The 23975-nt window shown below is 39.8% G+C and carries 18 protein-coding genes, 5 tRNA genes and 2 pseudogenes; 19 read left to right on the top strand and 6 right to left on the bottom strand.

All coding sequences use genetic code 11. The annotated features are described in order from the left end of the window. Positions 1–11: 11 nt before the first annotated feature. Positions 12–233: a DUF2795 domain-containing protein gene (locus tag EJF25_RS22575; protein ID WP_025073674.1), complete on the top strand. Its 222-nt coding sequence runs from the start codon at positions 12–14 to the stop codon at positions 231–233. 77 nt (positions 234–310) lie between these two features. Here EJF25_RS22575 and EJF25_RS22570 read toward each other — a convergent pair whose 3' ends face one another. The 3 genes from EJF25_RS22570 to EJF25_RS22560 are packed head-to-tail and all read right to left on the bottom strand — an operon-like array spanning position 311 to position 3915. Next, positions 311–1498: a porin gene (locus EJF25_RS22570; RefSeq protein WP_125042889.1), complete on the bottom strand. Its 1188-nt coding sequence runs from the start codon at positions 1496–1498 to the stop codon at positions 311–313. Positions 1499–1512: 14 nt separating this feature from the next. Next, on the bottom strand, positions 1513–2571 hold the full coding sequence (gene ansB, locus EJF25_RS22565) for an L-asparaginase 2 (RefSeq protein ID WP_125042887.1): 1059 nt from the start codon (positions 2569–2571) through the stop codon (positions 1513–1515). Positions 2572–2604: 33 nt separating this feature from the next. Beyond that, positions 2605–3915, bottom strand: coding sequence for an anaerobic C4-dicarboxylate transporter family protein (locus tag EJF25_RS22560; RefSeq protein ID WP_125042885.1), 1311 nt, complete (start codon positions 3913–3915; stop codon positions 2605–2607). Positions 3916–4092: 177 nt separating this feature from the next. Here EJF25_RS22560 and EJF25_RS22555 point away from each other — a divergent pair, with 177 nt between their 5' ends. The 6 genes from EJF25_RS22555 (at position 4093) to EJF25_RS22530 (ending at position 12763) form a co-directional block, all read left to right on the top strand. Then, entirely contained in the window at positions 4093–5529 is a 1437-nt protein-coding gene (locus tag EJF25_RS22555) for an aspartate ammonia-lyase (RefSeq protein ID WP_125042883.1), read from the top strand. A gap of 199 nt (positions 5530–5728) precedes the next feature. Then, complete coding sequence (locus EJF25_RS22550) at positions 5729–7099, top strand: FAD-dependent oxidoreductase (RefSeq protein ID WP_125042881.1); 1371 nt, start codon at positions 5729–5731, stop codon at positions 7097–7099. A 218-nt stretch (positions 7100–7317) separates the two neighbouring features. Beyond that, complete coding sequence (locus EJF25_RS22545; RefSeq protein ID WP_125042879.1) at positions 7318–7914, top strand: porin family protein; 597 nt, start codon at positions 7318–7320, stop codon at positions 7912–7914. A 76-nt stretch (positions 7915–7990) separates the two neighbouring features. After that, positions 7991–10447: a replication restart helicase PriA gene (gene priA / locus EJF25_RS22540; RefSeq protein WP_125042877.1), complete on the top strand. Its 2457-nt coding sequence runs from the start codon at positions 7991–7993 to the stop codon at positions 10445–10447. Positions 10448–10477: 30 nt separating this feature from the next. Further along, on the top strand, positions 10478–12277 hold the full coding sequence (locus EJF25_RS22535; RefSeq protein WP_125042874.1) for a DUF4091 domain-containing protein: 1800 nt from the start codon (positions 10478–10480) through the stop codon (positions 12275–12277). Positions 12278–12292: 15 nt separating this feature from the next. After that, complete coding sequence (locus EJF25_RS22530; protein ID WP_125042872.1) at positions 12293–12763, top strand: low molecular weight protein-tyrosine-phosphatase; 471 nt, start codon at positions 12293–12295, stop codon at positions 12761–12763. Here EJF25_RS22530 and EJF25_RS22525 read toward each other — a convergent pair. Further along, on the bottom strand, positions 12738–14813 hold the full coding sequence (locus EJF25_RS22525) for an HD family phosphohydrolase (protein ID WP_125042870.1): 2076 nt from the start codon (positions 14811–14813) through the stop codon (positions 12738–12740). The two genes, EJF25_RS22530 and EJF25_RS22525, sit on opposite strands and share 26 nt — an antisense overlap. 94 nt (positions 14814–14907) lie before the next feature. On the opposite strand from EJF25_RS22525, the pseudogene gltX reads away from it, so the two are divergent. Together gltX and EJF25_RS22515 are read left to right on the top strand one after the other, a co-directional pair. Further along, positions 14908–16424, top strand: a pseudogene (gene gltX / locus EJF25_RS22520) (glutamate--tRNA ligase). A 10-nt stretch (positions 16425–16434) separates the two neighbouring features. Continuing rightward, positions 16435–17657: pseudogene (locus tag EJF25_RS22515) on the top strand (3-deoxy-D-manno-octulosonic acid transferase). A 123-nt stretch (positions 17658–17780) separates the two neighbouring features. On the opposite strand, the gene EJF25_RS22510 reads toward EJF25_RS22515, so the two are convergent. Beyond that, positions 17781–18293 carry a gamma carbonic anhydrase family protein gene (locus EJF25_RS22510; protein WP_025075474.1) on the bottom strand — a complete coding sequence of 171 codons (513 nt, stop codon included), beginning with the start codon at positions 18291–18293 and terminating at the stop codon, positions 17781–17783. Between the two features lie 126 nt (positions 18294–18419). After that, a complete protein-coding gene (locus tag EJF25_RS22505) occupies positions 18420–20201 on the bottom strand; it encodes an aminopeptidase P family protein (RefSeq protein WP_125042868.1) in 1782 nt (593 codons plus the stop codon). A 187-nt stretch (positions 20202–20388) separates the two neighbouring features. On the opposite strand from EJF25_RS22505, the gene rpsU reads away from it, so the two are divergent. The 10 genes from rpsU to secE all read left to right on the top strand — a co-directional run. Further along, positions 20389–20580, top strand: coding sequence for a 30S ribosomal protein S21 (gene rpsU / locus EJF25_RS22495; RefSeq protein WP_002558090.1), 192 nt, complete (start codon positions 20389–20391; stop codon positions 20578–20580). A gap of 73 nt (positions 20581–20653) precedes the next feature. Further along, a complete protein-coding gene (xerC, locus tag EJF25_RS22490; protein ID WP_125042864.1) occupies positions 20654–21535 on the top strand; it encodes a tyrosine recombinase XerC in 882 nt (293 codons plus the stop codon). A gap of 15 nt (positions 21536–21550) precedes the next feature. Further along, entirely contained in the window at positions 21551–21850 is a 300-nt protein-coding gene (hpf, locus tag EJF25_RS22485; protein WP_077152982.1) for a ribosome hibernation-promoting factor, HPF/YfiA family, read from the top strand. A gap of 97 nt (positions 21851–21947) precedes the next feature. Beyond that, positions 21948–22021, top strand: a tRNA-Thr gene (locus EJF25_RS22480). Positions 22022–22172: 151 nt separating this feature from the next. After that, positions 22173–22255: transfer RNA gene (locus EJF25_RS22475), tRNA-Tyr, on the top strand. Between the two features lie 28 nt (positions 22256–22283). Next, positions 22284–22356 (top strand) — tRNA-Gly (locus EJF25_RS22470). A 12-nt stretch (positions 22357–22368) separates the two neighbouring features. Next, positions 22369–22440, top strand: a tRNA-Thr gene (locus EJF25_RS22465). Positions 22441–22489: 49 nt separating this feature from the next. Continuing rightward, positions 22490–23674, top strand: a complete 1185-nt coding sequence (gene tuf, locus EJF25_RS22460; RefSeq protein ID WP_025075470.1) for an elongation factor Tu — start codon at positions 22490–22492, stop codon at positions 23672–23674. Positions 23675–23726: 52 nt separating this feature from the next. Next, positions 23727–23799 (top strand) — tRNA-Trp (locus EJF25_RS22455). Positions 23800–23813: 14 nt separating this feature from the next. Then, positions 23814–23975, top strand: a 162-nt coding sequence (gene secE, locus EJF25_RS26695) for a preprotein translocase subunit SecE (RefSeq protein WP_125042862.1), incomplete at its 3' end; no start/stop codon positions are given.

The raw sequence follows: 23975 nt of genomic DNA, 5'->3' as shown, positions 1-23975 counted from the left end.
TACTCAAGATTATGTATTGGACATTGGAATTAGCATCAAAACTAGAAGATGCGCCTTGGCCGGCAACCAAAGAAGAGTTGATCGATTATGCCATGCGTTCGGGTGCTCCTCTTGAAGTTATTGAGAATCTCCAGGAAATGGAAGATGAGGGCGAAATCTATGAGAGTATCGAAGATATTTGGCCGGATTATCCTAGCAAAGAAGATTTCTTCTTTAACGAAGAGGAGTATTAGTCTAAATTAGCAATGAAATATAAAAATACCCGATAACGGTTAAAAGTTATCGGGCATTTTTATGTGAGAAGATGGGCTTAGAATATAGGCATCTGCCAAATGAAGCCTACGGATATCCGATTCGTACTGTAGTTCTCTTGTCCCAATACTTTGGCACGTGAGGTGAAATTGTATGAACGTCCTACATAAGTTACGAAAAAATGGAGATTAGTTTCCATTGGATAAAATTCAATCCCTGCGAGATATCCCCAAGAAGTGCGATAATTTCCTTTTTCTATATCTTCGCCAGCTTTCCTGACGGAAGCTGTTTCATACATTCCTTTTACAAAAGCATTCCATTTGGGGAGGAAACGGTAATTGCATTTGGCTACTACAGAGAGATAATCAGTATTAAATGTATTATGTCCGTTTGGACGGCCGACAATACTTGTGATTATTCCGGTACGGTCAATTGCTTCCTGTGAATACATGAAATCGACAAACGCGTTCCATTTCCCAAGATTCAATTCATTACCCATGGCATAATAATAGAGATTCTTACTACTAGCTTCATTCAAAAGAGAAGCTGACCAACGGGTTTTGAATACGTTGTTGAAATTACCATTCCAGTTTAATGTATAGACTAACGGCATTTTCCCTGATTTTAAATCGGGAAGCTTACCTTCTGAGTCTTCTGTGATACCATAAGTCTTTTCAAAACTGTTATTACGGCTATTTAAAACTTGAAGATTTAATTGCTGATCCGGAGTAATATTATATCCGACATTCAATCCTGTCATAAAGTTACTCATATTCTCAATCATGTCGCAGTATTCATAGACATCTATGGGATTCAAGTCAAATTCGAAACCTCCGTATGCCGTACATTGCTTTCCTGCAAAAAGGCTGAACTGGTCGTTTAATTTGATATTAATACCAGCCCAGTCAATAGAAGTCGGCAGATTGTCTATCATGCCGTTAGCATCGTTCGAACGGTTAAGCCGTTGGCGATAGCGGTAAGAAAGCCAGTTATTGATGTTTCCTTTTGCTTCTATACGAAGCTGGTGCATGTTGAAGTCCCCTTCTTGAAATCCATCTCTGAAATGTGCATCGAAACTACCCTGCATATTAAGGAAAAGATTGAATTTATCTGTTTTCTTTTTCACATCTGTCAGTTCCTCAAACAACGGAGTGTTGGGTGAGAACTTCTCCTTTTTTTCGGTATTTTGGGCGTATACTCCCTGTATGCTACCCGCAAGAAGTAGCATAAACACTAGTCTTTTCATAAGTTGGTTCGGTTTTAGTATTCGTTAAAATATTCCTGAATTTGTTTCCAATCCATGGTTTTGGTTAGTGCAAGCATTAACAAAACGCGTGATTTTTGTGGATTCAATTCCAGAGAAGCCACAAACTGATATTGGGCATCATCTACTTCAGCATCGAGAGTAGTAGGACCGGTCGGTACACGAGAAGAACGGACTACCAGAATACCTTTTTTACGTGCATCTATCAGCAGTGGGAAGATGTTTTTATGGATATTACCGTTTCCTACTCCTGCATGGATAATTCCTTTGTATCTATTGTTGAGTAGAGGAGCTACCATATCTGCTTCAATATTGGAATAACTGTATACAATACCGACTTTAGGCAGTGAAGTCAGATGGGTTACATCAAACACAGAGTGGATAGTATGTTTTTTGAGGGTAATTTGGTTATAAGTAACTTTTCCGTTTAGGACATAACCCAGTGCACCGGAATTAGGAGCCTGGAAGGTTTGTACATCTACAGTATTCATCTTTACTACACTTTCTGCTCCCAAGATAAGACCATTCATAGCAACCAATACGCCTTTTCCTTTGGATTCTTTAGCAGCCGCAGTAACTACAGCATTATAAAGGTTTAACGGACCGTCGGCACTAAGTGCTGTTGAAGGACGCATGGCACCTACTATTACTACCGGTTTGTCACTTTTGACTGTCAAGTTCAGAAAGTAAGCAGTTTCTTCCATGGTATCTGTTCCGTGAGTGATAACGATACCATCGATGTCCGCTCTTTTTAATAGCTCATTGATCTTTTTAGCTAAAGTTAGCCAGACTTCATCATTCATATCTTGTGAACCGATTTTCACGATTTGCTCACCGGTTACATTAGCAATGTTCTTAACCTCGGGAACTGCTTCGAGCAATGTACTGATTGCTACTTGCCCGGCAGTGTAATTGGTTCCTGTTGCCGAACTTCCTGTTCCGGCAATTGTTCCTCCAGTGGCAAGAATATGGATATTCGGTTTTTGGGCAAATGCCATTGTTACGGAAAATAGTAGTGTGACTACTATCAGACCTAGTTTCTGGAATTGTTTCATAATTAAATAATGATGTTTAGGTTAATTATATTATTAAAATACTTGTATAAAAAGTAGTCCCAAACCAATTGCTACGATGGTAGATACCAGGCCGGGCATCATAAAAGAATGATTCAACACATATTTGCCGATTTTTGTTGTCCCTGTCCGGTCAAAATTGATGGCGGCTACTACAGTCGGATAGTTAGGTATAAAGAAATAACCATTTACGGCGGGGAATAGTGCTATCAGCATATAAGGAGAAATTCCGAGTGCAATGCCTAGTGGCATCAATGCACGGACTGTAGCAGCTTGACTATATAATAGGATTGACATGACGAATAATGCAATACCGAATAACCAAGGCATTTGACGTACAATACCTTCAATGGATAAAGTAAGTTGTGCCATATTACCTTGCAGGAAAGTGTCACCCATCCATGCAATACCGAAAATGGCGATAACAGCTTGCATTCCAGCAGGAAATACAGAACCTTGAGTTGCTTTGATCCCGTCTGTTTTGGTCACTATAAGAATAATCGCAGCAGCGGACAACATCACAATTTCAATGATAGCAGACATTCCTAAAGTCACGGTTTCTCCATCAATGAGGAAACTGGGACGCATCCCCTCAAATGAACCGAAAAAAACAATGAAAACAGTTGCAAGTATAAAGATAAGAACGGATAACATAGCAGAACGTTTGTTCTTGACATCCTTTATTTCAATCTTTTTATCATTAAACAATCCTTCTTTTAAGCGTTTCAGATATTCAGGATCATCTACTAATTCTTTACCCACTCTCATGGAAAACAGCGCACCTACCAATACTCCGACAATGGTAGCAGGAATCGTAATCTTTAAGATGTCAAACAGAGTAATATCGAATCCCGCCAATAGACCGAGCAAAGCAACCGTTGCAGCAGAAATAGGGCTTGCAGTAATAGCTTGTTGCGAAGCAATCACAGCAATACCGAGCGGGCGTTCCGGCCGTATTTTAGTTTCTGTCGCTACTTCGGCAATTACGGGTAATACGGAATAAGCGACATGACCGGTACCGGCTACAAAGGTGAAAATATATGTCACCAACGGACTGAGCAACGTCACGTGCGACGGATTTTTGCGAAGCAGATGTTCTGCAAGTTTCACCATGTAATCGAGTCCTCCGGCAGCTTGCATACAAGAGGCAGCCGATATGACAGCCGCAATCATTAGCATAACGTCTATAGGCGGGGCAGTGGGCTGCAGACCGAAAACGAATGTTAATATTCCCAGACCTACACCTCCCATGACACCGAGTCCGATACCACCCAGGCGTGCACCGATAATAATAGCTGTCAGAACAAAAGCTAATTGTAATATCATAAACTGTTATTTTAAGTTTAAAGCAAATATAACTAATTTCTTTTTTTATTTTATATCCGTTTACGTTTAACAACAAAAAAGTTGTTGAATGGTTTTTGCATATTTATTAAAACAATAACATCTTTGATTGGTTATTATATCAACTAACGAAAAAGTTATAGCTATAAAACAACCGATATGGAACAAAAATTATCAAAGAAAACTCGTATGGAAAGCGACTTGATAGGTAGTCGTGAGGTGCCGGAAACTGCATTGTATGGAGTACAAACACTTCGGGGAATTGAGAACTTCCGAATTAGTAAATTTCACTTGAATGAGTACCCTTTGTTCATTCAGGCTTTAGCGATTACCAAGATGGGGGCTGCCATTGCTAATCGTGAATTAGATTTATTGACGGAAGAACAAACGGATGCTATTTTGAAAGCTTGCAAAGAAATATTGGAAGGAAAACATCACGAACAATTTCCTGTCGATATGATTCAGGGCGGAGCGGGAACAACAACGAACATGAATGCTAACGAAGTAATAGCCAATCGTGCTTTGGAATTGATGGGACATCAACGTGGTGAATACCAGTATTGTTCTCCCAACGACCATGTGAACCGTTCACAATCGACTAACGATGCTTACCCTACCGCTATTCACATTGGATTGTATTATACTCATCTTAAGTTATTGAAACATTTTGGAATCTTGATTGAATCTTTCCGGAAAAAAGGAAAAGCATTTGCTCATATTATAAAAATGGGACGTACTCAGTTAGAAGATGCTGTTCCAATGACTCTTGGACAGACATTTAATGGTTTTGCGAGTATTCTGGAAGATGAAGTGAAGAATCTGGACTTTGCAGCACAGGACTTTTTGACGGTCAATATGGGGGCCACAGCAATCGGAACCGGAATTACTGCCGAACCTGAGTATGCCGAAAAGTGTATTGCTGCTTTGCGTAAGATTACCGGATTGGATATCAAACTAGCTGCCGATCTCATAGGCGCTACTTCGGATACTTCTTGTATGGTCGGTTATTCTTCAGCAATGAGGCGGGTAGCAGTCAAGATGAATAAAATATGCAATGACCTGCGTTTGCTGGCATCCGGTCCCCGTTGCGGATTGGGAGAAATTAATTTGCCTGCCATGCAACCGGGATCTTCTATTATGCCTGGAAAAGTGAATCCGGTGATTCCTGAAGTGATGAATCAGATTTCTTATAAGGTGATTGGAAATGATCTTTGTGTGACTATGAGCGGTGAGGCTGCACAAATGGAACTCAATGCTATGGAACCGGTAATGGCACAATGCTGTTTCGAATCTGCTGACTTGTTGATGAATGGCTTCGATACGTTGCGGACGTTATGTATTGATGGTATCACTGCAAATGAGGAAACTTGTAAGCGTGATGTACACAATAGTATCGGTGTAGTAACGGCATTGAACCCAATCATTGGATATAAGAATTCGACAAAGATAGCAAAAGAAGCCTTGGAGACAGGGAAAGGAGTTTACGAACTCGTTTTGGAACATAATATACTTTCTAAGAAAGATCTGGATACCATTCTGAAACCGGAAAATATGATTAAACCGGTGAAGTTGGATATTCATCCGAACCATGAATAAATAGTAGGTGGCAACATAATCAATCGGAAAAGATTCGCTGGAGAAATTGATTTTATATCGACTCCGGCGATTTTTTTTGTTACTTTTCATTCATCAGGGAATAATTGCCAATTCATTCGGTGAAATGGTCATTGATTGTTTCCCCGAAAAGGGAGAACTTTGCATCATTAATATGAATCACTCTTAAAAAGAAATAGATATGAAAGATTTTGATGTTATCATTATTGGCTTCGGTAAAGGAGGAAAAACGCTTGCCGCTGAGTTCGCAAAACGTGGTAAGAAGGTAGCTGTTGTTGAACGTTCTGAGAAGATGTACGGAGGTACGTGTATCAATATTGGATGTATCCCGACCAAAACATTAGTACATCAGGCAAAGATAGCTTCTGGCATGAAGGGACTTACTTTTGAAGAAAAGAGTGAATTTTATCGTCAGGCTATTTCTATAAAAGAAGAAGTAACAAGTTTGCTTCGGAATAAAAACTTTTATAATTTGGCTGATCATCCCAATGTTACAGTTTATACAGGGATGGGTTCTTTGGTTTCCCCGAACGAGGTTTCTGTACGTACAGCTACAGAAGAATTTATATTGAAAGCCGAACAGATTATCATCAATACAGGGGCGGAAACGGTAATTCCTCCTATAGAAGGAATTACTGATAATCCATTTGTACATACCAGTACTTCAATCATGGAACTTACCACTCTTCCTCGTCATTTGGTCATTGTAGGCGGTGGTTATATCGGATTGGAATTTGCTTCGATGTTTGCCTCATTTGGTTCGCAAGTGACAGTGCTCGAAGGGTATTCGGAATTGATCTCACGTGAAGATCGTGATATTGCTGCCAGTGTTCAGGAAACATTAGAGAAGAAAGGCGTTGCATTCTGTCTAAATGCAAAAGTACAGTCAGTAAGGTATGTAGATCAGAAAGCCATAGTTGCTTTTGAGGATTCTCTGACGAATGAAACGTTTGAACTTGAAGCTGATGCGGTGCTTTTGGCTACGGGACGTCGTCCTAATACCGAAGGACTCAATTTAAAAGTTGCAGGAGTGGAAGTAGATGCGCGTGGAGCCATTATCGTTGATGAATATTTGAAAACTACGAATCCTGATATACGGGCTGTGGGCGATGTGAAAGGCGGATTGCAGTTTACTTATATCTCTTTGGATGACTATCGGATTGTGCGTGAAGATTTGTTTGGTAAGAAAGGACGGAAGATGACAGATCGTAATCCTGTTAGTTACTCGGTATTTATTGACCCACCATTGTCACGTATCGGGATCAATGAGGATGAAGCACGCAAACAAAATCTGGATGTTGTCGTTAAGAAGTTACCAGTAATGGCGATACCGAGAGCTAGAACATTAGGAGAAACAGATGGATTACTAAAAGCTATTATTGATAAGGAAAGTGGTATGATATTGGGTGTTACGTTGTTTGCTCCCGACTCTAGTGAAGTAATTAATGAGGTTGCCATTGCAATGAAGACGGGGCAGGATTATACTTTCTTGCGTGACTTTATATTTACCCATCCTAGCATGAGCGAAGCTCTTAATGATTTATTTACCTAAAATTAGTTGTCCCCCAGGCGTACATTTGGGGATGTCCCACATGTACGTCTGGGAAAGTAGATATTACTAAAATATGTAGTTATCGTATACCACTTGTCGGAAAGGTTAAACATAAATATTGTATGGTTTAAGTTGGTTGTACGAACAAAAAATGATAATTTGTGTTTAATTTACTATAAGATGTGTATCTTTGTATCAAATTATAAACACGTAAATTTATGAAAAAGATTTTTAGTGCATTGTTGGTTGCTATATGTATCTGTATGGCAATGCCTACCCAAGCTCAAATAAATTTTGGTGTAAAGGGTGGTTTGAACTTGTCAAAAGCAAGTTTTTCAAAGGCTGACTTTAAGAAAGATAACTTTACCGGTTTCTTTATCGGTCCAATGGCCGAGTTTAAAATTCCTGTGGTGGGTTTAGGATTGGACGGAGCTTTATTGTTTTCACAACGAGGTATAGAAGTAGAAGGGACGAAAATCAAACAGAACGGATTGGATATTCCTATTAATCTGAAATATAACATTGGTTTGGGAAGTCTGTTAGGAGTTTATCTGGCCGCAGGTCCTGATTTCTATTTTGACTTTGAAAAGAATAAGCAAGTTTGGGATGCTGACAACTATAGCATAAGAACTGATAAGAAAAGAACCGAGGTTGGTATCAATCTAGGTGCTGGTGTGAAATTAGTAAACCATTTACAGGTTGGATTCAATTATAATATCCCGTTGGGAGATTCTGCTAAACTTATTGATAGTGATGCAGAAAGTGCTTCTTATAAAACTAAGACTTGGCAAGTTTCCATTGCTTACCTTTTCTAGTTGATTATATTTATTAAGATATGAATTAGAAGCTTCCGAAAGTCGGAAGCTTTTTTTTTCTATCTTTGTCGCAACAATGAATAAATATGTAGATGTAATATTACCGCTTCCGCTTCCGAAATGCTTTACTTACGCGCTCCCGGATAAATTTGCGGAAGAAGTGAAGATAGGCTGTCGGGTGATTGTGCCCTTCGGACGGAAGAAGTATTATACGGCAATTGTCCGTAATGTACATTTTTCTGCCCCGACAGAATATGAGGTAAAGGAAATATCTGCATTGCTGGACGCTTCTCCTATTTTACTACCGACTCAATTTAAATTCTGGGAATGGATAGCAGATTATTATCTCTGTACACAGGGAGATGTTTATAAGGCAGCACTCCCATCCGGCTTAAAGTTGGAAAGCGAGACCATTGTAGAGTATAATCCTGATTTTGAAGCGGATGCACCATTATCCGAGCGAGAACAGAAGATATTGGATTTACTTTCTGTAGATCCGCAACAATGTGTTACAAAATTAGAGAAGGAAAGCGGACTGAAGAATATTCTGTCTGTTGTCAAATCTCTGCTTGATAAAGAAGCAATTTTTGTGAAAGAAGAATTACGTCGTACATATAAGCCGAAAACTGAAGCGAGAGTACGCTTAGCAGGCGTAGTAGATGAAAGACGTCTCCACATTCTTTTTGATATCCTTTCACGTGCTCCGAAGCAGTTGGCATTATTGATGAAATATGTAGAGTGTTCCGGTGTTTTGGGAAGAGAAAAACCAAAAGAAGTTTCTAAGAAGGAACTCTTACAGCGGGCAGGTGTATCTCCTGCTATTCTAAATGGACTGGTCGAAAAAAAGATATTTGAAATTTATTATCATGAGATTGGTCGGTTGAACAGGGAAGTAAATATTGCTGGTGAATTAAATCCTTTAAATGAGTTTCAGCAACGGGCGCATGATGAAATCAAACTGTGTTTTCAAGAAAAGAATGTCTGTTTGCTGCATGGAGTCACTTCCAGTGGAAAGACTGAAATATATATTCACCTGATAGAAGAAACCATTCGTCAGGGAAAACAAGTATTGTATCTATTACCTGAAATAGCATTAACTACTCAGATTACGGAACGTTTACAACGGGTGTTCGGTTCACGTTTAGGAATCTATCATTCTAAGTTTCCGGATGCCGAACGAGTTGAGATATGGCAGAAACAACTGGGAGAGAAGGGGTACGATATTATTCTGGGAGTTCGTTCTTCTATTTTCCTGCCTTTCCGAAATCTTGGGCTGGTAATTGTGGATGAAGAACATGAGAATACCTATAAGCAGCAGGATCCTGCTCCTCGTTATCATGCGCGTAGTGCAGCGATTGTATTGGCGACTATGTATGGCGCTAAAACACTGTTGGGTACAGCGACTCCTTCTATTGAAACATGGCAGAATGCAATGCTGGGAAAGTTTGGCTTTGTGCAACTGAAAGAGCGATATAAAGAGATTCAGTTGCCTGAAATCATTCCGGTTGATATTAAAGAGTTGCATCGTAAAAAAAGGATGGTCGGACAGTTTTCTCCCTTGCTGATACAATATATGAAGGAAGCTATGGAGCAAAAAGAGCAAGTAATCCTTTTCCAGAATAGGCGTGGATTTGCTCCGATGGTAGAGTGCCGGACTTGTGGATGGGTGCCGAAATGTAAAAACTGTGATGTGAGTCTGACCTATCATAAAGGAATTAATCAGCTTACTTGCCACTATTGCGGGTATACGTACCAGCTTCCTAAGGCCTGTCCTGCCTGTGAAGGGACTGAATTAGTGAATCGAGGGTTTGGAACGGAAAAGATAGAAGATGATATCAAAGTTATTTTTCCGGAGGCGGCTGTGGCACGAATGGACTTGGATACAACTCGTACCCGCTCGGCATATGAAAAAATTATTGCAGACTTTGAACAAGGGAAAACAGATATACTGATTGGAACACAAATGGTTTCAAAAGGATTGGATTTTGACCATGTAAGTGTAGTCGGTATTTTAAATGCTGACACAATGTTGAATTATCCGGACTTTCGTTCTTACGAACGAGCGTTTCAACTGATGGCACAAGTGTCCGGACGTGCCGGGCGTAAGAACAAACGGGGAAGGGTCGTGTTACAAACAAAAAGTATCGATCATCCTATTATTTATCAGGTGATTGGTAATAATTATGAAGAGATGGTAAACGGACAATTGGCAGAACGCCAGATGTTTCATTATCCACCCTATTATCGGCTGATCTATGTATATTTGAAGAACCATAATGAATCTTTGCTGGATCAGATGGCTACTGTAATGGCGGATAAATTAAGGACTGTATTTGGTAATCGGGTGCTGGGGCCGGATAAACCTCCTGTAGCCCGGATTCAGACCTTGTTTATTAAAAAGATAGTGGTCAAGATTGAACAGAATGCTCCGATGGGGCGTGCGCGGGAACTGTTGTTACGTATCCAACGGGAAATGCTAGAGGATGAACGGTATAAATCACTGATTATTTATTATGATATGGACCCTATGTAAAATTATATAATCACTTTAAATTTATTTACTATGACACGATTTTCTATTCTTTGCCTGATGGGATTGTTCAGTACCAGTCTATTGTTTGCCCAAAATGGAGTGACTCAATGTGGAACGCCTACCGGTCAGCCTCCTTTTCCTCTGAATACTTATCAGGAGTTACCTGATCCGGCTGCTCCCTCTGCCGAAGAGTGGGCAACTGTTTCTACTCCCAAAGCGTCATGGGGGAGTATTGACCATCGGTATGCAAAACACATGGTCCCTGTGAAAGGGTTGCAAAAGGTGTCTGTTTTGCAGGGATGGCGTGGTGAACGGGTAAATGCACAGGCAATAGTATGGACAGGTGAGGATATTCAGAATTTGAATCTTAGTCTCACAGGTTTTAAGAGTTCGAAAGGAGCAGTGCTTCCGGCAGATGCCTGTACAGCTGCTTTTTTGCGTTATGTAATGACGGATCAATTGAATCTGAATGGTAAGGGAGGTTGTGGAAACAGACCGGACCACTCTCTTTTTGATTCTTTGTTGGTAGCGGATATGATTGATCCGGATATGAAGAGTATGAAACTTCCTGCTTATACTTCACAATCTGTCTGGGTACAATGCTGGATCCCCCAATCTGCTACACCGGGTATGTATAAGGGCAATTTATTGGTTAAGGATGGAGAAAAGCTAATTGCTAGCCTTCCTCTGGAAATTAAAGTTTCTTCACGTGAACTTCCTCAACCCTCGGAATGGGCTTATCATCTTGATTTGTGGCAAAATCCATTTGCAGTAGCTCGTTATTACCAAGTTCCACTTTGGAGTCAGGCACATCTAGATGCTATGCGTCCTTTGATGAAGATGTTAGCGGATGCCGGACAAAAGATTATTACTGCTTCAATAATGCACAAACCCTGGAATGGTCAGACAGAAGATTATTTTGAGTCAATGGTTACTTGGTTGAAGCGTGCAGATGGTACGTGGACTTTTGACTATACAGTTTTTGACCGTTGGGTGGAATTTATGATGAGCGTAGGTATCAATAAACAGATTAATTGTTACTCCATGGTTCCTTGGAAATTGTCTTTCCAGTATTTCGACCAGGCAACAAATTCTTTGCAGTTTGTAACAACTGCCCCCGGAGAGCCGGTTTATGAAGAAATGTGGATGGCTATGCTTACTTCATTTGCTAAACATCTCAAAGAGAAGGGATGGTTTGATATTTGTACCATTGCCATGGATGAGAGACCGATGGAGGTGATGCAGAAAACATTGAAAGTGATTCATAAAGCCGATCCGGGTTTCAAAGTCTCATTGGCAGGAAACTATCACGAACAAATTGAAAAAGATTTGTATGACTACTGTATCGCTATCGGACAGAATTTCCCTGAAGATGTACGGATTCGCCGTGCGGTAGAAAATAAACGTACTACGTATTATACTTGTTGTTCGGAAGCACATCCTAACACCTTTACTTTTTCTGATCCGGCTGAGGCTGTTTGGATTAGTTTCTATTCCTCAAAGAAACATTTGGATGGGTATTTGCGTTGGGCATATAACAGTTGGCCGTTGGAACCATTGTTAGATTCTCGTTTCCGTAGTTGGGCAGGTGGAGATACTTATCTGGTATATCCAGGAGCCCGTAGTTGTCTTCGTTTTGAACGCTTGATTGAGGGTATACAAGCTCATGAGAAAATTCGTATTCTTCGTCAGGAATTTAAAGAAAAAGGGAATGAGGCCGGTTTAAGAAAAATAGAAAAAATGCTGGTCCCGTTTAATTTGGGTGATATGCCAGAGATTCCGGCAGCAACAACGGTGAACCGGGCAAATAGTATATTAAATTCATTTTAATAAAGAAAGGATAAAATGGTAAAGATCTTATTTGTGTGTTTAGGGAATATCTGTCGTAGTTCTACGGCAGAAGGAGTCATGCTTCATTTAATAAAGGAAGCGGGATTGGAACAAGAATTTGTGATCGATTCCGCAGGGATTCTTTCTTATCACCAGGGAGAACTTCCCGACAGTAGAATGCGTGCTCATGCTGCTCGTCGGGGATATCAGTTAGTACATCGCTCCCGCCCGGTACGGACAGAAGATTTTTATCATTTTGATTTGATTATCGGTATGGATGATCGTAATATCGATGATTTGAAAGATAAAGCTCCTTCTCCGGAAGAGTGGAAGAAGATTCACCGTATGACGGAATATTGCACACGAATTCCTGCGGATCATGTGCCCGATCCTTACTATGGTGGTGCTGAGGGCTTCGAGTATGTGCTCGATGTCCTTGAAGATGCTTGTGCGGGTCTGCTTACTTCTTTAACTCAGGATAACTGATCCGGGTGTGATAAGCAATCTTTAGCTTTTCTTTAAATACCGATTTAATGATCGCGATATCTTTAAAAGTAATCGGACATTCTTTGAAATAACCTTCAGCAACCTGGGAATCTATAATCTTATCCACCAGGTTGCTGATACTTTCTTCTGTATATTCTGGCAAACTGCGCGAAGCCGCTTCAACAGCATCTGCCATCATCAGGATAGCTTGTTCCTTTGTAAAAGGATTCGGTCCCGGATAAGTAAATAGTTCTTCATCCGGTTCTTCACCCGGATGTTCGTTTTTCCAGGAGATATAGAAAAACTTCGTTTTCCCACGTCCATGATGGGTACTGATAAAATCCTTGATTACTTTAGGCAGATTATGCTTATCTGCCAATTTCAATCCATCTGTGACATGACTAATCACAACTTGTGAACTTTGTTCGTGGCTCAAGTTTTTATGTGGATTGACTCCACCGGATTGATTCTCCGTAAAGAAAGCCGGGCTTTCCATTTTACCGATATCATGATATAATGCGCCTGTACGTACCAGTTGACTCTTTGCGCCGATTCGTATAGCGGCTTCTGCGGCAAGATTGGCTACCTGCATAGAATGTTGGAAAGTTCCGGGAACAGTTTCAGACATCTGTCGGAGGAGATCATTGTTGATATTGGAGAGTTCTATTAGCGTAACATTGGATGTAAACCCAAATGTCTTTTCCAGTATAAACAATAATGGGTATGCAAATAGTAAGAGGATACCATTCGTTATAAAATGAGTGTACATGCGGACATTCAATTTTGAGAAATCATTGGAGAGTCCGTTTTCAGTCATGAGCTCAAAAGAGAAATAGATGGCGGCATAGGTCAGTATTACTAATAATGCCGTTCGGAAAAGTTGCGATCTCTGAGAGAGTTCCCGAAGACTGAATATGGCGACTAATCCGGCTGCCAACTGAGTGAGGATAAACTCATGTGGAAAACGGAGTGATATGGAACAGAGTAGTATGGTGACCGTATGTGTTACGAAAGCGGTACGTGAATCTAGGAATACGCGAATGATAATCGGTAACATCGCATAGGGGATTATGTACACATTTGATAGATTATGTGTCACCATAAAGGCGGTAACTATATTGTAAAAGACGATCAGTGTAAAGAGCAATGACAGACTTCCTTTACGCTGATAATAGTCCTTTCGGAATAGGTCCAAGTAAAGCATGAAGCACATGATCAATATACCGACAAATAGAATTTGTCCTCCAAGTATGAGGCGGCTTTGTCCGATTGATTCATTTCGTTTGATTGATTCTTTACGCAATGATTCGAGAATGTTATATGTCTCCGGCGTAATCATTTCCCCACGATCAACGATTTTTTGTCCGCTTACCACAAGCCCGTTTGCCCATGGATAATTACTAAGTATTTCTTTTTGAGCTGTTTCGGTTCGTTGCTGGTCGAAGATAAGGTTTGGGGTGATATATTCATTCAAAGCACATTGACGTAATATATCTTTATTTAAATGAAGTGAATCTGCTTCTGTTAATAAATGCTCATATGCTTTTTTTACTGTATAAAGACGATCGGTACTTCGTGGATTGGCAAGCTTATCATCGATAACCAAAATGGAAGTAATGCTATCCTTATGGAGCTCTTGCATATTTTCTGTCGATACAATTCCTGATTCATAGATATCTTTCAGCATTCGTTCAATGTATCGTAGATAATCGGTAGATGGAAGGATGCCCTTCAAATTGGCATGATAATTCTCTTTCAGTTTGCTTAATGCATCCTTCTCTATTGATTTCTGGAATTCATAATAAGGTTGGAAGGATGCCATCAGACTATCCTGCTCCCGTTTAACGGTCGCGTCTTCTTTATATATAGGAAAATTGAAAGTAGCAATTAATTGTCCGTACTTCCAGGGCTTGTTTATATCAAACTGGTAATTGAATTTTCCATCACGTGGCAGGAAATAGACAATTAATGCTACAGTCCCTACAAATAACAGGGCTTTATAGAGTAAATCTCTCCAAGAGAAGCTTTTTTTCTTCTTTAGATGTTCCATAACCGTTTAAATTTTGGCGAAAAGTACAAAAAAAAACAATAGTGTGGAAAAAAAGATTTAATTTTGCCGTGATTTACCTATACTAACCCAAATTATGGCAGAAAGAAAAGTAAGAGTTCGTTTTGCTCCAAGTCCAACAGGAGCGTTGCACATCGGTGGTGTGCGTACAGCTTTATATAATTATTTATTTGCACGTCAGCACGACGGAGATTTGATTTTTCGTATTGAAGATACTGATTCTAACCGTTTTGTTCCGGGTGCAGAGGAGTATATACTTGAATCTTTTAAGTGGTTGGGTATTCACTTTGACGAAGGGGTAAGCTTCGGAGGCGAATACGGTCCGTACCGTCAGTCTGAACGTCGCGAGATCTATAAGAAATATGTGCAGATTTTGTTAGATAGTGATAAAGCATACATTGCTTTTGATACTCCTGAAGAATTGGATGCTAAACGTGAAGAGATTGCCAACTTTCAATATGATGCTTCTACTCGCAGTATGATGCGTAATTCATTGACTTTGACAAAAGAGGAAGTGGATGCTTTGATTGCGGAAGGCAAGCAATACGTGGTTCGTTTCAAGATAGAACCGAATGAAGATGTACATGTGAATGATTTAATTCGTGGTGAAGTAATTATCAATTCATCTATTTTGGATGATAAAGTTCTCTATAAGTCTGCAGATGAATTGCCTACTTATCATTTGGCAAATATCGTGGATGACCATTTGATGCAAGTATCTCATGTAATTCGTGGTGAAGAATGGTTGCCTTCAGCTCCGTTGCATGTTTTGTTATATCGTGCTTTTGGTTGGGAAGATACTATGCCGCAGTTTGCTCACTTGCCTTTGCTTCTCAAACCGGAAGGAAATGGAAAATTGAGTAAGCGTGATGGCGACCGTTTAGGCTTTCCGGTATTTCCGTTGGAATGGCATGATCCGAAGTCTGGAGAAATCTCTTCTGGTTATCGCGAATCCGGCTATTTGCCTGAAGCGGTAATTAATTTCCTTGCCTTGTTGGGATGGAATCCGGGAAATGATCAGGAAGTGATGTCGATGGATGAGTTGATTCAGTTGTTTGATCTTCACCGTTGCAGTAAATCGGGAGCTAAATTTGATTATAAGAAAGGAATTTGGTTTAATCATCAATATATTCAACAGAAGCCGGATGAGGAGATTGCTGAATTGTTCTTGCCTGTATTGAAGGAACATGGTGTGGAAGCTCCTTTCGAAAAGGTGGTTACGGTTGTCGGTATGATGAAAGATCGGGTAAGTTTCATTAAAGAATTATGGGATGTTTGCAGCTTCTTTTTTGTTGCACCTACTGAATATGATGAGAAAACGGTAAAGAAGCGCTGGAAAGAAGACTCAGCTAAGTGTATGACCGAATTGGCAGAAGTGATTGCCGGAATTGAGGATTTTAGTATTGAAGGCCAGGAAAAGTTGTTATGGACTGGATTGCGGAAAAAGAATATCACACAGGTAATATCATGAACGCTTTCCGTTTGACATTGGTTGGCGAAGGAAAAGGTCCGCACATGTTCGATATTTCCTGGGTATTGGGTAAAGAAGAAACATTGGCTCGTATGAAACGTGCCGTAGAGGTATTGAAGTAAACACAACACTATGCTTTACAACCTGGCAATAGTCATTTATGACTTTCTGGTCCATTTAGCTGCACCGTTTAGCCGTAAGCCCCGGAAAATGATGAAGGGGCATTGGGTGGTATATGAACTTCTGCGTCAGCAAGTGGAAAAAGGGGAACGATATATTTGGTTTCATGCTGCTTCATTGGGGGAATTTGAGCAGGGACGTCCATTAATCGAAATGATCCGGGCAAAGTATCCGGATTATAAGATTTTGCTGACATTCTTTTCTCCGTCTGGTTATGAAGTTCGTAAGCATTATAGAGGGGCGGATATCGTTTGTTACCTGCCTTTTGATAAACCACGAAATGTGAAGAAATTCCTGGATATTGCGAATCCTTGTATGGCTTTCTTATAAAATATGAATTTTGGAAGAATTATCTGGATGAACTGCATAAACGCCGTATCCCGGTATATAGTGTCTCTTCTATTTTTCGTCGCGATCAAATCTTCTTTAAATGGTATGGAGGAACTTATCGGAATGTCTTGAAGGACTTCGATCACTTGTTTGTACAGAATGAGGCTTCCAAACGTTATTTATCTAGAATTGGTATTGGGCGTGTAACTGTGGTGGGGGATACTCGTTTTGACCGGGTGTTACAAATTCGCCAGGAAGCCAAGGATCTTCCATTGGTTGAGAAGTTTAAAGGAAATAACTCTTTTACTTTTGTTGCCGGAAGTTCGTGGGGACCGGATGAAGATATATTCCTTGAATATTTCAATTCTCATCCGGAAATGAAATTGATTATTGCTCCCCATGTCATTGAAGAGAACCACCTGGTTGAGATAATTAGCAAATTGAAACGTCCGTCTGTACGTTATACTCGTGCTGATGAGAGGAATGTATTGAAAGCGGATTGTTTAATTATCGACTGTTTCGGATTGCTTTCTTCTATTTACAGGTATGGTGAAATCGCTTACATTGGAGGTGGTTTTGGAGTTGGCATTCATAATACATTGGAAGCTGCTGTTTATGGCATTCCGGTTATTTTTGGTCCAAAGTATCAGAAGTTTATGGAAGCAATTCAGTTACTCGAAGCGAAAGGCGCATATTCTATTAAAGATTATGAAGATTTGAAAAAACTTTTAGAGCGTTTTCAATCGGATGAAGTTTTCTTACGTGAAACGGGTGATAATGCAGGGTATTATGTGACAAGTAATTCCGGAGCTGCAGAGAAGATAATGCATATGATTAACTTCTAAATATAAATTGAAGGGTACTGCAGAAATCGAGTACCTTTCAATCTATAATCTTTTAGACGCTAATAATTACGTCTAAAAGGTGTACTATTAAAGTCTTTGATCTTTTTCTAAAGCAATATCTTGTTATTTATACCATTGTGAGTACATTAAATAGTTATGAGCAATCTTTTGATTTAATTCTTTTGCCTGTTCCGGATCTACTTTTTTGATAAATTTAGCCGGCACTCCTCCCCAGATACTACCAGGTTCAATTACCGTATTGCTTAATACCAGAGAACCGGCAGCAACAATTGCTCCTTCCCCTACTATAGCATGATCTAATATTGTTGATCCCATTCCAATCAAAGCATAGTCTTTGATAGTTGCTCCATGAATGGTAACATTGTGTCCTACAGAGACATGATCACCGATTTCAAGAGTCGATTTCTCATATAAAGTATGTAGAACACTTCCGTCTTGGATATTTACTCCGTTGCCAATTCGTATGGAATTGACATCCCCACGTAAGACGGTACAAAACCAAATGCTGCAGTCATTTCCTATCTTAACATCTCCTATGATGGTTGCATTGTCTGCTAAAAAACAGTTTTCTCCGATTTCGGGAGTAAATCCTCGTACTGATTTGATTAAAGCCATAAATCTTTGGTTATAATAATGTTTCTAATTTAATATACTATAATATTTTGTTCTTCCTCTGGATGTCGTGATATTTGAGATCTGTGTCTTGTATAATCCGACATCTGGAGTAGAGCAAGATTTATTTTAAATGGAAGAGGTCGCTTTTTGTAGCCACTTTTTCTCTTCTTCGTTGAGATGTGGAGAAAGTTTTTCATAAACGGTTTGATGATAATCATTAAACCACCTAATTTCTTCTGCTGTTAGTATCTCTTTGATAATACCTTTCTTGCAGATAGGACATAAGGTGATTGTTTCGAATCTGAAATATTCTCCAAACATGCCTTCTTTATCTTTGCAAACCAATATCAGGTTTTCTGTACGTATTCCATGACTACCTGATTTATATACACCGGGTTCATTAGAGGTAACCATACCGGGTTGTAACATAACAGGGTTTTCATTCATACGGATACTTTGGGGGCCTTCATGTACACTTAGAAAATGTCCGACGCCATGTCCTGTACCATGAAGGAAGTTCATCCCATGCTTCCAGATTGGCATACGGGCTAATACATCGAGTTGTGCACCTCGGGTACCATTTGGAAATTTGGCCATGGCCAGTGCTATATGTCCTTTTAATATTAGGGTATAGTCTGTTTTTTCTTCTTCTGTAAGTTCTCCTAGTGCAATTGTACGGGTGATGTCGGTAGTTCCATCTAAGTATTGAGCACCTGAATCTAGAAGTAGAAAGCCTTTAGGCAAGAGAGTTGCATTACTTTCTGGGGTAGCAGAATAGTGCACAATGGCTGCATGTTCCTTATATCCAGCAATAGTATCAAAACTCTCTCCCATGTAAAGTGGTTGGACTGCCCGAAAATCATGTAGCTTTTTATCAATGCTTAATTCAGTCTCTTTTCCTGAGGGAACAGCTTCTTCCAACCATTTCAAAAATCTTACTAATGCTACTCCATCTCTTTGCATAGCAGCGTGTATACCACTAATTTCCTGCTCATTGCGGATTGCTTTCAACAGAGTAACCGGTGATTCTCTCCGGATGATCGAACATTGAGGAGGAATGGTTGAATAAATAGCATAATTTGTTTTTTGGGGATCGATAAGTAGATTTTTCCCAGTATACGAGTTGAGGAAAGTTCCAACATCACTGTAATCTCGGAGATTGATATGTTCCTCCTTTAAATACTTTTCGACTTCTTTAGTAACTTTCTCTGGTGAAATGAAAAAGACAACTTCGTCTTGAGTAATCAGCAAGTAGCTTATGACAACCGGATTGCAATGAACATCATTACCTCTTAAATTGAGAGTCCATGCTATTTCATCGAGAGCTGATAGAAATAGAGCATTGATTCCTTGCTTTTTTAGCTCATTACGAAGAATTTCCACTTTTTCACTGCAACTTTTTCCCGCATATTGGAGTTCATAGATGAAAGCTGGTGCTTTAGGCATAGCGGGACGATTTTTCCAGATATGATCCATGAGATCACCGGATAAATCCACATGGATATTATGAATAGCAAGTTCTTTCTTTATCTGTTCTATTTGGAGTACGGAAAACATTCTTCCATCGATACCAATTGACTCCCCAGGCTTTAAATTGTCACATAGAAAATCGGTGATGCTGGGTGTGTCGGGCAGCATTTCTTTAAATAGTGTAATCTCGCTACCCTCCAATTCTTCAGCTGCTTGAAGGAAATATCGGGAATCAGTCCATAAGCCGGCTTTGTCTTCCAAAACAACAACTGTTCCTGCTGAACCTGTGAAGCCGGAAATCCATTCACGTGATTTCCAATGCGGCGCTACATATTCACTTAGATGAGGATCGGTACTTGGAATAATGAAAGCCTTTATATGGTTAGGCTTGAACATCATCCGTAATGCTTGTATCCGTTCTTTTATATTCTCTTTCATACATTATTAAATTATTAGATACATAAGTGATCTCAAAGGTAATAACTTTCCATGGTTAATGGCCTGTTTATGAATAGTTTTTGAGAAATATTTGCCGAAAGTTTTGTGAATAAAGAAACTATGTGTAATTTTGCGACGCAATTTGACTGCAGAAATTTTTAACCATAATATATTTAATAAAAACAAAATGATTGTAGTACCTGTAAAAGAAGGCGAAAACATTGAAAAAGCGCTGAAGAAGTTTAAAAGAAAATTTGAGAAAACTGGCATTGTAAAAGAGTTGAGAAGCAGACAGCAGTTTGATAAACCGTCTGTAACTAAAAGACTTAAAAAAGAACGTGCAGTTTATGTACAACAACTTCAGCAAGTAGAAGATTAATAATTCGTAAATTCCTTTGAATTATTGAATTCTTTTCATACATTCGTTGCACAATTTTAGATGTAGCGATATTATGTTGATAGAATCTTTTCTTGATTATCTCCGGTATGAACGGAATTATTCCGATAAAACCATACTTGCGTATGGTGAGGATATAAAGCAACTACAGGAGTTTGCTCAGGAAGAGTACGGAAAATTTGATCCGCTGGTGGTGGAAAGTGAACTGATTCGTGAATGGATTGTTTCATTAATGGATCAGGGGTATACTTCTACTTCTGTAAACCGTAAGCTAAGTTCGCTCCGGTCGTTTTATAAGTATCTTTTGAGGCAAGGGGAAGTGACTGTGGATCCGTTGCGTAAAATAACGGGCCCTAAAAATAAGAAACCACTACCAGTTTTCCTTAAAGAGAGCGAAATGAATAAGTTGTTGGATGAGATTGATTTTGGCGAAGGGTTTATAGGGTGTCGAGACCATTTAATTATCGAAATGTTTTATGCCACAGGTATGAGGCTCTCGGAGTTGATAGGGCTAGATGATAAAGATGTGGATTTTTCGGCTTCTCTTCTGAAGGTGACAGGGAAAAGAGATAAGCAGCGGTTGATACCGTTCGGTGACGAACTGCGAGATTTGATGCTGGAATATATTAATGTAAGAAACGAAACAATTCAAAAAAAGTCAGAAGCTTTTTTCGTTAGAGAAACTGGTGAAAGGCTTTATAAGAATTTAGTCTATAATTTAGTGAAACGGAACCTGTCAAAGGTGGTGACGCTGAAAAAAAAGAGTCCTCACGTGTTGAGGCATACTTTTGCCACAACTATGCTGAATAATGATGCGGAGTTGGGTGCGGTAAAAGAACTTTTGGGTCACGAGAGTCTTGCGACTACCGAGATTTATACGCACGCCACGTTTGAAGAACTTAAAAAAGTGTATAAACAGGCCCATCCAAGGGCTTAAAAAAAGGAGGTAAGTATGGATATTAGAATTCAATCAATTCACTTTGATGCGTCAGAGCAATTGCAGGCATTTATTCAAAAAAAAGTGTCTAAGTTGGAGAAATATTACGAAGATATAAAGAAAGTAGAGGTGTCATTAAAGGTAATTAAGCCAGAAACTGCTTCTAATAAAGAAGCAGGCATTAAAATATTAATCCCTAACGGGGAATTTTATGCTAGTAAAGTGTGTGATACATTTGAGGAAGCAATAGACTTAAACGTGGAAGCACTTGAAAAACAACTGGTGAAATACAAGGAAAAACAACGTAGTAAATAAAAAAACTGCAAATGTTTTGCGGGAAAGAAATAAATAACTAAATTTGCAGCCGTTTCGCTCGCATTAGAACGTGACGGTTGCATTTTTTAGCTAGAACGCCTCTTTAGCTCAGTTGGCCAGAGCACGTGATTTGTAATCTCGGGGTCGTTGGTTCGAATCCGACAAGAGGCTCAAGGATTGATGAAAGTTGATCCAATTCGCTTGGCGAGATAATGATGAATTAAAAATGAAGAAGAAAATAGTCACAAAGGAGAACACCAGTCTTTAATATATTGTTCGCTTTTAAGTCTTAATTTCTTCATGTTTGTTTCTAATTTTAAAAGGGCAAATACCAGAGTGGCCAAATGGGGCAGACTGTAAATCTGCTGGCTTACGCCTTCGGTGGTTCGAATCCATCTTTGCCCACAAACAGAGTGACAACTTTGGCAAGAATGCGGAAGTAGCTCAGTTGATAGAGCATTAGCCTTCCAAGCTGAGGGTCGCGGGTTTGAGTCCCGTCTTCCGCTCTCGATTTTCTTGCTGTTATAGCTCAGTGGTAGAGCACTTCCTTGGTAAGGAAGAGGTCCCGGGTTCAAGTCCCGGTAACAGCTCATAAAAGATGAAAGCTGATTATTAATCAAATAAATAACAAGTAAAGCTATGGCTAAAGAGAAATTTGAACGTACCAAACCCCACGTAAACATTGGTACAATCGGTCACGTAGACCACGGTAAGACAACGTTGACAGCTGCTATCACTACTGTGTTGGCAAAAAAAGGTCTTTCTGAATTGCGTTCTTTCGATTCTATCGATAACGCTCCTGAAGAAAAAGAAAGAGGTATTACTATTAATACTTCACACGTTGAGTATGAAACAGCTAACCGTCACTACGCACACGTTGACTGTCCGGGACACGCTGACTACGTAAAGAACATGGTAACTGGTGCTGCTCAGATGGATGGTGCTATCATTGTTTGTGCTGCAACTGATGGCCCGATGCCTCAGACTCGCGAACATATCTTGTTGGCTCGTCAGGTAAATGTACCTCGTTTGGTTGTATTCTTGAACAAGTGTGATATGGTTGATGATGCTGAAATGTTGGAGCTCGTTGAAATGGAAATGAGAGAACTTCTTTCATTCTATGATTTCGATGGTGACAATACTCCTATCATTCAGGGTTCTGCTCTTGGCGCATTGAACGGTGTTGAAAAATGGGAAGACAAAGTTATGGAATTGATGGATGCAGTTGATACATGGATTCCACTTCCTCCGCGTGACGTTGATAAACCTTTCTTGATGCCGGTTGAGGACGTGTTCTCAATTACCGGACGTGGTACTGTAGCAACAGGTCGTATTGAAACTGGTGTTATTCACGTAGGTGATGAAGTAGAAATCCTTGGTTTAGGTGAAGATAAGAAATCAGTTGTAACTGGTGTTGAAATGTTCCGTAAACTGTTGGATCAAGGTGAAGCAGGTGACAACGTAGGTCTGTTGCTTCGTGGTATTGACAAGAACGAAATCAAACGTGGTATGGTTCTTTGTAAACCGGGTCAGATCAAACCGCACTCTAAATTTAAAGCTGAGGTTTATATCTTGAAGAAAGAAGAAGGTGGTCGTCATACTCCATTCCATAATAAATATCGTCCTCAGTTCTATCTGCGTACTATGGACTGTACAGGTGAAATTACTTTGCCGGAAGGAACTGAAATGGTAATGCCGGGTGATAACGTAACTATCACAGTAGAGTTGATCTATCCTGTAGCATTGAATCCAGGTCTTCGTTTTGCTATCCGCGAAGGTGGACGTACAGTAGGCGCTGGTCAGATTACTGAAATTCTTGACTAATATACTATAATTAATCAGTTCTCGATTTCGATCGGGAACTGATTATGTACACACGGGAGTAGCTCAGTTGGTAGAGCACCGGTCTCCAAAACCGGGTGTCGGGAGTTCGAGCCTCTCCTCCCGTGCTAATATTATTGAAATGAAAAAGGTAATAACTTATATCAAAGAATCTTACGACGAACTTGTTCATAAAGTATCGTGGCCTACGTATTCTGAACTTGCTAACAGTGCAGTAGTTGTTTTATATGCTTCCCTGCTTATTGCATTGGTAGTATGGGGTATGGATGTCTGTTTCCAGAAA

Origin of the sequence: Bacteroides faecalis (assembly GCF_003865075.1) — a bacterium.
GTDB classification, from domain to species: Bacteria; Bacteroidota; Bacteroidia; order Bacteroidales; family Bacteroidaceae; genus Bacteroides; species Bacteroides faecalis.
The sequence above is the reverse complement of the archived record's forward strand: the minus strand, read 5'-3'. Positions and strand labels throughout refer to the sequence as shown.